The sequence below is a fragment of the Paenibacillus sp. WG02 genome (genome assembly GCF_055396115.1).
The window spans coordinates 6,057,773-6,070,508 of sequence record NZ_AP036016.1; the positions used below are offsets into that span (position 1 = coordinate 6,057,773).

Here is a 12,736-nt window from a genome sequence, read left to right on the forward strand (position 1 = left end):
GAGGGATACACATGTTTGAGATATCTAGCTTAGTTACGTTCGTGGTAGTCGTTTTCGGTTTGTTTTTGATACCTGGTCCTGCCGTGCTTCTTACAGCTACGCGTTCCATTCAGGGCGGACGTAAAGCAGGTATAATGGCTGGACTTGGAATAGCAACAGGAGATTTCATTCATACGCTGTTTGCATCGGCGGGGCTTTCGGCCATTCTTATGACTTCCGCTCTTGCATTCAATATCGTCAAGTTTGCGGGAGCAGCTTACTTATTGTATTTGGGTATTCGTGCGATTATGGAAAAACCAACAGATCCTCAGTTACCGAATATTTCTCAAGTTTCACTATTAAAGTCATACAAACTAGCTATATTTGTAGAAATGCTCAACCCAAAAACAGCCCTTTTCTTTTTGGCATTTTTACCGCAGTTCGTACACGCAGATCGAGGCGCGACCTTTGTTCAGTTCTTAATTCTTGGATTGATCTTTGTACTTCTCAGCATCATCTACACCACAATGATCGCATTAGGTGTACGTGTACTCGGACGTGTAGTTAAGCGTATCGCTTGGATCAGTCGATGGAGTGGCAAGATTATCGGTTCGATCTATATTGCGCTTGGCCTTAAGGTAGCTTTTCAACATAATAAATAATAAAAAGGAACGATATTAGATGCAAATATCAGAGCTGCAAAAGCAAATAAATGAGTTCAGTATCGCCAAGGGATTTGATAAATCAACAATCGAGCAAAGAGCACTTTTTCTTGTTACTGAGGTTGGCGAGATGGTTAGGGAACTGCTGCATATTTCTTACCATCCAGATCATGAAAACATTGACGAAATTAAAAAACATCTTGGACTAGAAATGTATGATATCGTTTGGAATATATGTGATCTTGCTAATAAATTGAATATTAACCTCGAAGGATCCTTCTTGGAGAAGACAGAAATAAACAAAACTAGAACATGGAAATGAAGACAAAAAGCCTGACCTGACTTGATGTTAAGTCGGGATCAGGCTTTTTGCGATTTATTGCTATGATAGAATTCGAAAAAAAATTTCCAGACTAGATACTGTATCATGCAAGATCTAGTACAAGGAGTACATCAGGACAAATATACCTTATCACGCGCACTCACTTTAAGCTCGATATTTCCAGTTTCTCGAAAAATTATATATACTCAATTTGAAGTATTCACAAAGAGTTCCGTTGAAAACTTTATGCTAATGCAAAATAGGGATCTATCGTGAGATAGATCCCTATTTTGCATTAGCCACCGATAGCAACAACATACATGCTTATACAACGTAAGCAAAGGAGGATACATCATTGACTACATCAGTAAACAGCTTCCACTATGCATATTTTTGCATAATTATACATTTCTCATCATTTATGAAAATCTAGAATCATTAATTCTGAAATTTTTCTCAATAATTATGACGCCACACACACACACACAAAAAAAAAACCAGGGCTCCCGCCCTGGCTCAATCTTATGAACACCTGCTGTACCCGCAGTTGATGCAATTCTTACACCCTTCGCTGTTCACCAGCGAAGCGGATCCACACGACGGGCACAGGTCCTTCGGCGCAGCGCTAGCCGCGCTGCCGCTATGACCCGTGTGCCCCACTTCCACTACAGGTGCTGGCGCTGGAGCATCCAGCACTTCACTCGTCGCGGTCACATAGTTCCGCGCGTCGTCTTGCTCGTTCATCACTTCGTCGTGCTGCTCGAGCGCTTTGGCAACCGCATCCGCGATGGACTCGACGCGGTTGTTGCCGAAGCCAATGGCGCCAGAACCGCCAATGCCTTTCAAGTGCTTCACGAGCAGCTTCACTTTATCGCCGTGATCGCCATAACGCAGGAACAAGGAGCACACGCGGCCGAGTGCTTCGGACATCGCGAACACGTCGGACCCAGCTTTCCCTACGTTGAGGAAGATTTCACTCGGCGTTCCGTTCATATCATTAATCGTGATATACGCCATCCCGAACGGTGTATTCACTTTATAGGTTGCACCCCGTAGAATTTGCGGACGGCGCTTGTATTGTTTATCGAATACTTGCTCCGTTTTCGCATCGACATTTACGGATAGTTTGCCCGATAGATTAGTAAAGCTCTCTTCTTCTTTCACAGCTTCCGCGGCAACAGCCACTGGAGCTGCTTCTGCTTTCTTCTCTTCCTTTTTCTCCGCGCTTGTACTCAATACTTGCACATCACGGCTGCCATCACGGTAGATGGTTACACCCTTACAACCTAGATCGAAAGCCAATTCATACAAGCGTTTCGTTTCTTCCACGGTGAAGTCTGAAGGACAATTCGCTGTTTTGGAGATCGAGACTGTCTACCCATGTTTGAATCGCCGCTTGCGCACGGATGTGATCTTCCGCAGTCAATGTCATGGAGGTTACGAAGTAGTCCGGCAGCTCTTGACCCGGATTCGCATCTTTCCACTCCTGTGCGATCGGCACATATTGTTTATCAAAGCCAAGACGGCTTTGACGGAAATATTCAAAAGCAAAGTATGGCTCAATGCCCGTCGAAGTACCGACCATCGTCCCCGTACTTCCAGTAGGTGCTTGAGTAATTACTGTTACATTGCGCATGCCATTTTGCTTAATCGCTTCGCCAACTTCAGGGAATACCTTCGTCATATTTTTCATAAAGCCGCTCTCAAGGAACTTATCTTCAATAAACTCTTTGAAGGACCCTTTTTCACCGGCAATTTCAGCCGATGCCAGATAAGCTTCTCTAGCCATAAAGCCATAGATTTTGTCCAAAAACACAAGAGATTCCGGACTTCCATATCGAATTTCCAATTTAATCATCAGTTCAGCAAGACCCATAGTACCTAAACCTACGCGGCGCTCGCCTTGCTGATTCGTACGGTTTTCTTCGAAATGATATGGTGTCTTATCGATAACATTATCGAGAAAGCGAGTCGAATAACGAACCACTTTGGCTAAATCTGCCCAATCAACATCATGATTCTCTGCGTCATAGAACTTAGATAGATTAATAGCAGATAAGTTACAAACCCCCCAAGCCGGAAGCCCCTGCTCCCCGCATGGATTCGTACAAATAATCGGATTGAAATACCAGCTGTTGGACATTTGGTTGTAGTATTCCAGGAAGACAACACCCGGCTCAGCTGATTTCCATGCAGACTCAATGATTGAATGCCAAACATCACGTGCCCGTACGGTACGATAAGGCTTGACGGCTTTGCCTAGTTTTTTCCAAGCATCTAAGTTGCCATCCCATTTATCATTGTATTCAGGATCTGTTGTATCCGGGAAAACAAGCTCCCACTCGAGATCTTCCTTAACGGCTTTCATAAATCCATTGCTTACACAAACAGATAAATTGGCATTCGTAATTTGACCCATCGTTGACTTCACAGTGATGAAATCTTCAAGATCAGGGTGCCAGTCGTTAATCATGAGCATAAGAGCTCCACGGCGGCTGCCACCTTGTTCAATTAAGCCTGTTGTATAGCTAAACAGACCTCCCCAAGAAACAGCTCCGCTGGATGATCCATTAACACCTTTCACAACAGATCGGCGTGGACGAAGCGAAGACAGATTGATACCGACTCCACCGCCGCGAGACATAATTTCCGTCATTTCCGAGAGTGTGCTCATAATTCCGCCTCGGCTATCGTGTGGAGACGGGATCACATAGCAGTTAAATAGGGTCAGTTCATCACTTGCATCGGCACCCGCAGCAATACGTCCGCCTGGTACAAGCTTCCAATCATCAAGAATATATCTGAATTTATCTGTCCATTCTTTACGTTTCTCAGGAGTAGCCTCTACGGATGCCATTGCACCTGCTAAGCGGTCCCACATTTCTTCCGGTGTCTTCTCAATATTTAAAGTGAGCTTTTCAACTGCGGATTCAACAGTCTCACCGCTTCGTGTTTTTACTTTAACGGTATCGCCATCACGACTCACAATTTCGCCAACTTCTTTAGCCGGGAATTTGGGGTCATCCTTCGTCAAAACGAGAACGGTATCACCGACTTTGGCGAAACTCGTATCCGCATTTTTAAGTGCATAACGATCCAAAAATATTTTCTCGCTTAATCCATCCAACTTCTTATTAGACTGTACAATCCCCATCCATAATTCCCTCCCAATAAGCTACATACTCAGCTACAACTAAAATTAAAGTTACTTTATGAAGTTTATGTAAAATTACAATATGTGGTGTGCGAAATTCATTATACCTCACTATATATTGATCTTCTAATAGCTAAATAACCAAATTTCGTTATTAAGACAACCCTTAATCATATTAGCTAATCTTTACTTACTAATTCTCTCTTTTTCGCGGCTAACAATTCCATATTCGATCATCCAACTCAGCTAGATGTGTTAGGTCGTGCAGTTCGTTTGACGATCGTTAGTTCCTCTGATAACCTTTAATTAGGATAACACATTTCATTTCTTTTTAGAACATTTGTTCGATTTTTTCGAAAAAGTTTTGGATAAGCTTTCATTATTACTTTCATAAGAAAACGATTAAGGAGATGATGGATATGTATTTCTTTAAAAATGAATTCGTCAACAAGAAGGACATTCTTCTTTCACCAGATGATCGTGGGTACTATTTTGGAGATGGGGTATATGAAGTATTCCGAGTATATAATGGGAAAATTTACGAGCAAGCTGCTCACATGCAGAGACTCCAAAGAACCGCAAGTGAAGTGCGGATAGAACTACCTTTTACTATTGAAAAAATGGGTCATATTCTCACGGAGCTTATTGAAAAGAATGGTCTCAATGAAGGTACTCTTTATATGCAAATTACCAGAGGCGAAGCTCCCCGGGCACACCCATTCCCCGCTCAAGCTGAGCCCGTTCTGCTGGCCTACTGCACCGAGGTACGCAGACCCATCGATACGATACATAATGGCATTAACGCAATCACATTAGAAGATATCCGCTGGCTGAGATGTGATCTCAAAACGCTCAATCTTCTCCCCAATGTCATGGCCAAACAAGCAGCTCTTGATCATGGAGTGCAAGAAGTCGTGCTGCATCGCAGCGGTACTGTCACCGAATGCAGCGCCTCTAATTTGATGATGATCAAGGATGGCGTACTTTACACGCACCCAGCTAACCATTTGATCCTTCATGGAATTACTCGTGCTATCGTTTTGAGATTAGCTCACTCACAAAATATCACGGTCAAAGAAGAACCCTTTACGACGCAGCAGCTTCTGCTGGCGGATGAAGCTTTTATCACAGGAACTACCGTGGAAATTACACCAATCTTACAGATTGATGACTTAGCAATTGGAACCGGTACGCCAGGTCCGATTACTCGCAAGCTGCAGAATGAGTTTGAGCGTACTTTAGCGGAGTAATGATTAATAAATATAGGTTGTCCCAAAATACCAAAACATAAAAAGCACGATCCTTTCTTAAAAAGGTCCGTGCTTTTTGGCTTTTGGCGCTCACTTTCGCTTAACGACGCAAATTCCACTCATCCGTGCCATATTTCTCACGCACAAGTCGCTCAGAAAGCTCAATTTCATAAGGTGTCAAAGATTCATCAACAAGCTCCACGCCTAGCCCCAGCGCGATCTCACGACGAAAGGCTTCCTCCACCTGACTGAGCGTTACCGCCTCTTTTCCTTGCGCCCGAAGCAGCTCATTAATCGCTACAGCTTTCTTCAAAAAGCTCGTCTTCATCCGATCCGCTACCTTCTCGTTCGAGAAACGCAGCATTCGAAATAGCTGATCGGTATCCATGTCGAGCAGGATGGAGCCGTGCTGCAAAACGACATTCTTTTGCCGAACCTGCGCACTGCCGGCGACTTTGCGTCCCTCAACAACCAGCTCATACCAGGAGGGGGAATCGAAGCAGGCCGCTGATCCAGCGGATGCGTACTTTTCCTTCTCCTCATCACTCGCAAGCTGCACCATTTCTGCGCCCAGTCCCAGCGCCCGAAATCCTTGCAAAAGCCCCTCGCTCAGCACGCGATAGGCTTCCGTCACATTGCGAGGAATGCCCGGATAGTCCTCGGCAACGATAATGCTATACGTCAGCTCCTTATCGTGTAGAACAGCTCTCCCCCCGGTTGGGCGCCTTACGAAGCCAATTCCCTCATTTGCTACCGCTTCCTGATCGACTTCCGTTGCCTTTTGGAAATAGCCAATCGACAGCGTTGCCGGATTCCATCCGTAGAATCGCACCGTTGGAGGAACGATGCCTTCGCTGTGTGCCGTTAGTATTGCTTCATCTAATGCCATATTTTCAGCAGGAGAACGATCTCCTGTATGTATGAATCGCCATGCCGTCATCTCTTTCTGTCACCCTTTCCCACTTTGCTATCCGAAGTCAACCTATATCATATCATAAAATCGTACATACTTACGATGTTAGAGTCGGTGGTGAGCCGCTGCCTGCTAATGAAATCCAGAACATAATCCCAAATGCAAGAGCTAGCTACTCCAAGTAATCAAATCTCCACACGGGAGCTACATTTAGTCGGTTATGTGGTTACTTCATGAGCCATAGCCGATAGTGTCAGAGACTTCTACTAACATGAAGCTGCAAAATGTGCAGCTAATTATCATCCATATTCATTTATAAGTCATTTACATGCATTTAGTGCAGCAAATATCCGAGATACAACGCGAAACGAGCCGTAACTGCCAGATTAGCTGCACTTTTTGCAACAATTCTTTCAAATACGCTGCTGCAGGCTGAATTTGATGCACTTTTTACATGAATTCAGGTTCCGCGCCACTTGGTGGACTTTATCTTCGACACCGTTCACGACAACTTCCATGGAAAAGTTATGAAAGCGCCTCTTCTGGACATACTAACACGTAATCGACGGAAAACTGGTGAGCTTGGAGCCATTACCCGCCTTTGAAACCCAGTATTGTTTCATTCTCAATTTTCTCACGAAAGCTCAGCTCATGCCTGCAAAATCATTTTTTACGAACTCAGCTCATGCTTACGAAGTCAGTTTTGCAACGCAAAACTTTAAGGAGGGCACATCGATGCGTCAACATGAACAGCAAGAGAACATTCGCCCCATTCATAATCAGCTTGACATGCACTTTGAGAGGGACTGGTTTACTGAGCTGGATAATCGTGTGCGCGGAGGTGGTCCATGGGACGACTGGACGCTGTACCAGCTAGCCTACGAATCGGAAGAATCGGGGCTTATTTCGACGTTTGACGAGATGCAGAGCCTCGTTCATCTAGGGCAGCTTGAACCTATGGCGCATCAGATTGATACGGCGAAACGTGTGCTTAATGAGATGCGTGGCCGGGCTATTTTGGCCGATGAAGTTGGGCTTGGGAAAACGATTGAGGCTGGTTTGATTTTAAAAGAATACATGATCCGCGGCTTGGTCCGCAAAACGCTTATCCTCGTACCCGCTTCACTTGTGCTGCAATGGGTTCGGGAGTTGAATAGCAAATTCGGCATTCCAGCTGTTGCTCATAAAAAAGCCTATATGTGGAAGCAAAGCGATGTCATTGTGGCCTCCATGGACACCGCCAAACGTGATCCACATCGCGAAATTGTCATGGGTCTTGAATATGACATGCTGATCGTTGACGAGGCTCATAAGCTCAAAAATAAGAAAACGACCAACTACACCTTCGTGAACGAGCTGCGTAAAAAGTATTGCCTGCTGCTCACCGCCACGCCGGTGCAGAATGACTTGAAAGAGCTTTTCAATCTCATCACCCTGCTCAAGCCAGGTCAACTGGGGATTCATAGCAGCTTCAAAACCAATTATGTAGTTGGTAAAAGGATACCTAAAAACGAGGGCCAACTTCAGCAGGAGCTCTCCAAGGTGATGATTCGCAATCGTCGCGGCGACGGCGGTGTTCATTATACAAAACGGATTGTTAGGAACATTCCACTCACGCTCTCAAATGATGAACAGGCACTCTACGATGGGGTAACGAATTTCGTTCGAACCAGGTACCAAGAGAGCGCCGGTGATCTCACCAGTATGCTCTCGCTTATCACGCTGCAGCGCGAAGTCTGCAGTTCCCGGGACGCTGTGTTCATTACACTCGTTAATTTGTTCAAGAAAACAGCTGAGGACTCGCCGCAACGCGCCAAAATATGGGAGCTTGTTGAGCTAATTCGCAGTATCAAATCGAACACCAAAGCTGAGACCACAATGAAGCTCGTCCAAGAAATTAATGATAAAGTCATCATTTTCACCGAATACCGCGCTTCCCAGGAGTATCTTCTCAACTATTTGAAAGAACATAAAATAACAGCTGTCCCTTATCGAGGCGGTATGAATCGCGGTAAAAAAGATTGGATGATGGATTTATTCCGCAATCGCGTCCAAGTCTTAGTCGCAACAGAAGCTGGCGGTGAGGGGATTAATCTACAGTTTTGCCACAACATGATTAATTTCGATCTGCCTTGGAACCCCATGCGGGTTGAACAGCGAATTGGCCGTGTACATCGGCTCGGGCAAACGCATGATGTCAACATCTATAACCTTTCCACTCGAAACACGATTGAAGAGCATATTCTTTCATTGCTTCACGAGAAAATCAATATGTTTGAGCTGGTTATCGGTCAACTTGACACCATCCTCGAGAAAATCGAGAAAAAAGGCTCACTCGAAACATCGTTGTTCCGCATGGTCATGGAGGCAGGCTCCAGCGAGGATATACGAAGAAAGATCGATGAGCTAGGTCACTCGTTTATCGAGGTCAAATCGGAAATTGAACAAAATCCGGTATACGGGGCAGCCTTCCAAGGCATTCTTGATGCTGTTGGCGGGACGCAAACCATCGAGGTAAGGCCATGAATAAACGCAACATTCACACGTTCGTCATGCGTTTTCTTGAAGCTTATAACTGTACGATTCTAGAGAAATCACCAACTTACGTTACTGCAAAGCTTTCTCCTGAAGCAGATAGAGAGATGACAGGTCGCCCTTATTATTGGAGCTTCGTAGAACGTACAGGGGCTGCAGCCGAAACGATGACCTATAAATTCATCTTCGATCCTGAACAGATGAAGCTGGAGACGAAAGCGAAAACCGCTGCAACTGCTGTCAAAAGCCCACCTTATGTGGGGACGCCTAGCCAAGGCCAAGGCCAAGGTCAGGGCCAGAACCAAGCTCCCCAGACCGCCTGACGGAAATTCAGACAGCATTCTCGGCCGCTATTTCGGCTTCGTACCTACGACTGTCATCTCCCAGCGGCTTCCGCAGGACGAAGTGACCTTCGGCAGCAGGCGTTTGGAACAAATGTTTACGATTGTCCGTGAACGCGGACGGTTCGTTCATTTGTTTGAGGAACCCTTCCCGATGAGTGCTACCTATCACGCTGCGCTTGTCTATGACACCTGGTTCTGCGTGAATTACAAGGTAGAGCTTGTTTGCGACCGCAAACGAAGCGAGATTCACTCTCTCGCCATACAACTGAATAGCGGTGAAATTCGCGAACATTTTCATAAACATATGCTTACCAAGAGTCTCTCTCCGAAGTTTCCTGCGAATAGTCACATTTTACCTGACACGATTTCACTGCCGAAAGCTATTAATGCCCTTGAAATGATGCTCGAGCGTAAAGTTAGTAGCTATGATCATTCTTGGGCCGACGAAGCTAACGAGCAGCACCGCAGCGAAATCGATCGTGTGGAAGCTTATTACAACGGTCTCCTGCTGAGCGCAGAACCTGACAAAAGAGACGAAATCGAAACCCAATGCCGCAACCGCCTGCAAGAAATTGACTGGCAGCACAAGCCTCGCATTGTCGTATCTGTCATCAATTGCGGTTTGTTTCATTTGAACGCCGGCCGAGCACCCAGGAACTGACGTCAGTCGCTAAAACATCGCAAAAATAACACTACAGGTTCTAACAATCTTTTTAAGGCATAAGAATTACAATAGGTTAATAGGTTCATACCACTAGAGGTTAACGATAGGTAGGTGAACGAGGATGAAGCTATGGACAAAATGGACAGCGGCATGCTTCATTAGTTTGGGCAGTTTATTATTCATACCGCTCCAAACCTCTGCCGGCGACTCCATAGAACGGACAAGCTATACGCAGACGGCAAGGGAAACAATAGCTAGTCATACAGAGACGAAGCCATTACCAGATTTGCGGAGCGAATCTACTTTGACCGCTACGATCAACACTTGGCGAACAACGCTCGCGCGAGAATCGGGGTTTGAACGCTGGCAGACGGCAGTTTGGAACAGTTATCCGCTCGGACCAGGCACACATGGTTGGGTGGTTATCCTCACCGATCATGGACAGGATGTTGGCTACATGATCGTACATGCCACGGACAACGGCTCCTTCCGATTAACCGAGTACGGAACTGGTAACAATCCGCTATTCAGCTTGACCACGCTGTATCGTTCTTTGGTACAGCAGGAACTCATTCCAACTACTACTTCTTACTCTGATTTTGTTCAAAATGAAACGATTATTTTAGACCGACTTTACATGGACCAGCTAACCGCTGTGTGGAAAATAAGTTTGCAAGATCAAACGTACTATTTGGATGCCAAATCCGGGGAGCTGCTTCCGCTCAAAGAGGACCCTACCCCGAGGATAAAGGAGGATCGGCCAGTCGCAACCGATTTGTCAAGCAAAGCTCAAACGGCGTTATTTCCCGCCTTTGATCCTTATGATCGACTCCCCTGGGTCCAAGGCAAACCGCTTCCAGTGACCACACTGAGTGAGCTTCAAAAAGCTTTAAGCCCGCAAGCAAAGTTAACTTATGTCACTAAGCTCTATGATGGTCAAGTCACGCTGCCGCTCGCCATTCTTGGTTATCAACAATGGGCAGCTGGGGATTCCTATCTGATTTTAGATCATGTTGGACCACGTTATGTGCTGCTGGAGAATGCTTTAAAGCTAGGACATATTTTTAAGTAAAAAAAGCCTTAGACCGCTATTTTCAGATGTCTAAGGCTTTCCGTATTATTTCCAATTAAAATCAATAGCTTTTAGAAAAGCTTTAGCTAAAATGGTATGTCCTACGTTGTTCGGATGTACACGATCCCAAGCGATATAGGCTGGGTAGTAAGCCTGGAGAACTGGTTCGAATGCAGCTTGCGTATCCACGAAAAGGGAGCCCGTTTCTTCGGCTATTTGTTTCACGACTGCCCCGTATTGATCCATTTTGGAACGCATCGCATCTTGCGGATTCGGCTCTATGTAAAAGGGTGTCATCAGTACAAGCCCTTTGACAAGCGGACGTGTCTGTTTGACTAGCTCTCTTAACGTCTTTTCATAAGTCGCAATGTCCACATGCCTTTCCTTTTGATGCGGTACGTCAAAATGCCTCCATACGTCATTAATACCGATCATGATCGATAACCAATCGGGCTTCAAATCGATGACATCGGTTTGCCATCTGTCTTGGAGATCAAGCACCGTATTGCCGCTAGTACCCACATTAACGGTCCTAATTTGAAGCTCTGGATACGTTGCATTGATCAACCCGTCCACGATAGATACATAGCCTTTGCCTAATGCTCCGAATAATCCTTCGCCAATCGGTCTTGATCGTTCGCAATCTGTAACCGAATCACCAATCATGACTAGTTTATTGTTTTTCTCAAATTTCATTGTGACTTCTCCCCCCAATTTATGGTAGTTTGTTCATTTTGACTATATTCGATATGCAAACTAAAAAACCTCTCGCACCAATCCTCCGGATGAACGAAATCTCCCGAATATAGGTGAAGAGGCTTTGTCATTTTACTTTTTGGGTTTTGCCTGATCAATCAGCATCCGTGTGGCCAGCGGCAGCATGCCGAACCAGCGTGTTTGCCAGCTTTCCCGCTGTTCCTTGCTCATGGCTTTAACTTGCTGACGTACTTCCTTGGGTGTTTCTATATACGTGACGACTTGCTGCGTTATGTACTTAACCAGATCATCGCTTTTTGCCATTTGTCCACCTGCCTTCTATCCCTATTTTAACCATAGAGACAGGGGCTTAAACTCACAAAGACAGGTGGATGAAGGGATTAACCGAGTTTACCGCCACTCTCTGCAATGATTTTATCAGCAAATGATTTAATCGTACTGCAACCGAGCAGCATCGGTTTATTATCACACTGCAATAACAAGGTTTGAGCGTTCATATCCCATGCATATTGAAATCCGACATTCATGCCAACCACCGTAATCATGAATTTGCCTTGTGCTGTATTAGGAATCGTAATACCCTGCTTTTTGCCGACTTGTTGTAAGGCTTTGAATACCGAAGACGAAATCCCTCTATACGTCCAAGTGCTGCAAGCCGCCATAGGTCATCTCCTCTCTCCCCGTATAGGATCATTAAATTGTATGAACAGAGAAAGGAAATCGTGCTTGTTTCTTTAAAATCCATTGATCGTAGCACCGTCTAACACGTCTATTCACAGTATCCAAGCATACACTAGATCAAGTAGAGAGAGAGAGAGGTGTTAGCTTGGATGTGGCAAAAGATGCTGCTAACGGAGCAGCTAGAGATTCAAATGGACGAATCTAATCATCTATTCGAGGTCAGATTGAGAAGAATCGAACAGGAGGATACAGCGGCCGTTCGATTGAACCATGCTGAACTCATCCAAATCCTGCATACCCTGCTTGAAATTAATCGAAGCTTTCGTGGAGACATCTCCTATTTTCATTCCGTTCAAGTAATGGTCAAGCCATAGCTCGATCTCCTAAGATAGCTTCAAGCAAAAAAGCACCTTCGATTCCCACCCAGCGGTGAGAGACGAAAG

Annotated in this window: 12 protein-coding genes and 1 pseudogene; 8 read left to right on the top strand and 5 right to left on the bottom strand. The window is 45.2% G+C overall.

From position 1 onward, the window contains the following. Positions 1-11: 11 nt before the first annotated feature. Both ACBP55_RS27345 and ACBP55_RS27350 read left to right on the top strand, forming a co-directional pair. Complete coding sequence (locus tag ACBP55_RS27345; RefSeq protein ID WP_464646084.1) at positions 12-641, top strand: LysE family translocator; 630 nt, start codon at positions 12-14, stop codon at positions 639-641. Between the two features lie 19 nt (positions 642-660). After that, positions 661-963, top strand: a complete 303-nt coding sequence (locus ACBP55_RS27350) for a MazG-like family protein (RefSeq protein WP_464646086.1) — start codon at positions 661-663, stop codon at positions 961-963. Positions 964-1,485: 522 nt separating this feature from the next. On the opposite strand, the pseudogene ACBP55_RS27355 reads toward ACBP55_RS27350, so the two are convergent. Continuing rightward, positions 1,486-4,117 (bottom strand): annotated as a pseudogene (locus tag ACBP55_RS27355) (adenosylcobalamin-dependent ribonucleoside-diphosphate reductase). A gap of 419 nt (positions 4,118-4,536) precedes the next feature. Here ACBP55_RS27355 and dat point away from each other — a divergent pair. Further along, entirely contained in the window at positions 4,537-5,367 is an 831-nt protein-coding gene (dat, locus tag ACBP55_RS27360) for a D-amino-acid transaminase (RefSeq protein WP_464646088.1), read from the top strand. 100 nt (positions 5,368-5,467) lie between these two features. On the opposite strand, the gene ACBP55_RS27365 is transcribed toward dat, so the two are convergent. Beyond that, on the bottom strand, positions 5,468-6,307 hold the full coding sequence (locus ACBP55_RS27365; RefSeq protein WP_464646090.1) for a lipoate--protein ligase family protein: 840 nt from the start codon (positions 6,305-6,307) through the stop codon (positions 5,468-5,470). Between the two features lie 708 nt (positions 6,308-7,015). Here ACBP55_RS27365 and ACBP55_RS27370 point away from each other — a divergent pair. From ACBP55_RS27370 to ACBP55_RS27385, 4 genes are all read left to right on the top strand, one after another. Then, positions 7,016-8,806: a DEAD/DEAH box helicase gene (locus tag ACBP55_RS27370; protein WP_464646092.1), complete on the top strand. Its 1,791-nt coding sequence runs from the start codon at positions 7,016-7,018 to the stop codon at positions 8,804-8,806. After that, positions 8,803-9,138 carry a YqhG family protein gene (locus tag ACBP55_RS27375; protein WP_464646094.1) on the top strand — a complete coding sequence of 112 codons (336 nt, stop codon included), beginning with the start codon at positions 8,803-8,805 and terminating at the stop codon, positions 9,136-9,138. Before ACBP55_RS27370 ends, ACBP55_RS27375 begins: the two co-directional genes overlap by 4 nt. After that, complete coding sequence (locus ACBP55_RS27380; RefSeq protein WP_464646095.1) at positions 9,071-9,820, top strand: YqhG family protein; 750 nt, start codon at positions 9,071-9,073, stop codon at positions 9,818-9,820. Before ACBP55_RS27375 ends, ACBP55_RS27380 begins: the two co-directional genes overlap by 68 nt. Positions 9,821-9,944: 124 nt before the next feature. Continuing rightward, positions 9,945-10,895: a hypothetical protein gene (locus tag ACBP55_RS27385; RefSeq protein ID WP_464646097.1), complete on the top strand. Its 951-nt coding sequence runs from the start codon at positions 9,945-9,947 to the stop codon at positions 10,893-10,895. A 45-nt stretch (positions 10,896-10,940) separates the two neighbouring features. Here the strand turns inward: ACBP55_RS27385 and ACBP55_RS27390 are convergent, their stop codons facing one another. The 3 genes from ACBP55_RS27390 to ACBP55_RS27400 form a co-directional block, all read right to left on the bottom strand. Beyond that, positions 10,941-11,591, bottom strand: a complete 651-nt coding sequence (locus ACBP55_RS27390) for an SGNH/GDSL hydrolase family protein (RefSeq protein WP_464646099.1) — start codon at positions 11,589-11,591, stop codon at positions 10,941-10,943. Positions 11,592-11,723: 132 nt separating this feature from the next. Then, positions 11,724-11,915: a YqzE family protein gene (locus ACBP55_RS27395; protein ID WP_057306874.1), complete on the bottom strand. Its 192-nt coding sequence runs from the start codon at positions 11,913-11,915 to the stop codon at positions 11,724-11,726. 77 nt (positions 11,916-11,992) lie between these two features. Next, positions 11,993-12,274, bottom strand: coding sequence for a hypothetical protein (locus tag ACBP55_RS27400; protein ID WP_029198602.1), 282 nt, complete (start codon positions 12,272-12,274; stop codon positions 11,993-11,995). Positions 12,275-12,442: 168 nt separating this feature from the next. On the opposite strand from ACBP55_RS27400, the gene ACBP55_RS27405 reads away from it, so the two are divergent. Then, positions 12,443-12,667, top strand: a complete 225-nt coding sequence (locus tag ACBP55_RS27405; RefSeq protein WP_464646102.1) for a hypothetical protein — start codon at positions 12,443-12,445, stop codon at positions 12,665-12,667. Positions 12,668-12,736 lie beyond the last annotated feature (69 nt).

Excerpts from the sequence above, each read along its gene's own strand:
- ACBP55_RS27345 (WP_464646084.1), top strand. The coding sequence starts at position 12 with ATGTTTGAGATATCTAGCTTAGTTACGTTCGTGGTAGTCGTTTTCGGT.
- ACBP55_RS27350 (WP_464646086.1), top strand. The coding sequence starts at position 661 with ATGCAAATATCAGAGCTGCAAAAGCAAATAAATGAGTTCAGTATCGCC.
- dat (WP_464646088.1), top strand. The coding sequence starts at position 4,537 with ATGTATTTCTTTAAAAATGAATTCGTCAACAAGAAGGACATTCTTCTT.
- ACBP55_RS27365 (WP_464646090.1), bottom strand. The coding sequence starts at position 6,307 with ATGACGGCATGGCGATTCATACATACAGGAGATCGTTCTCCTGCTGAA.
- ACBP55_RS27370 (WP_464646092.1), top strand. The coding sequence starts at position 7,016 with ATGCGTCAACATGAACAGCAAGAGAACATTCGCCCCATTCATAATCAG.
- ACBP55_RS27375 (WP_464646094.1), top strand. The coding sequence starts at position 8,803 with ATGAATAAACGCAACATTCACACGTTCGTCATGCGTTTTCTTGAAGCT.
- ACBP55_RS27380 (WP_464646095.1), top strand. The coding sequence starts at position 9,071 with ATGTGGGGACGCCTAGCCAAGGCCAAGGCCAAGGTCAGGGCCAGAACC.
- ACBP55_RS27385 (WP_464646097.1), top strand. The coding sequence starts at position 9,945 with ATGAAGCTATGGACAAAATGGACAGCGGCATGCTTCATTAGTTTGGGC.
- ACBP55_RS27390 (WP_464646099.1), bottom strand. The coding sequence starts at position 11,591 with ATGAAATTTGAGAAAAACAATAAACTAGTCATGATTGGTGATTCGGTT.
- ACBP55_RS27395 (WP_057306874.1), bottom strand. The coding sequence starts at position 11,915 with ATGGCAAAAAGCGATGATCTGGTTAAGTACATAACGCAGCAAGTCGTC.
- ACBP55_RS27400 (WP_029198602.1), bottom strand. The coding sequence starts at position 12,274 with ATGGCGGCTTGCAGCACTTGGACGTATAGAGGGATTTCGTCTTCGGTA.
- ACBP55_RS27405 (WP_464646102.1), top strand. The coding sequence starts at position 12,443 with ATGTGGCAAAAGATGCTGCTAACGGAGCAGCTAGAGATTCAAATGGAC.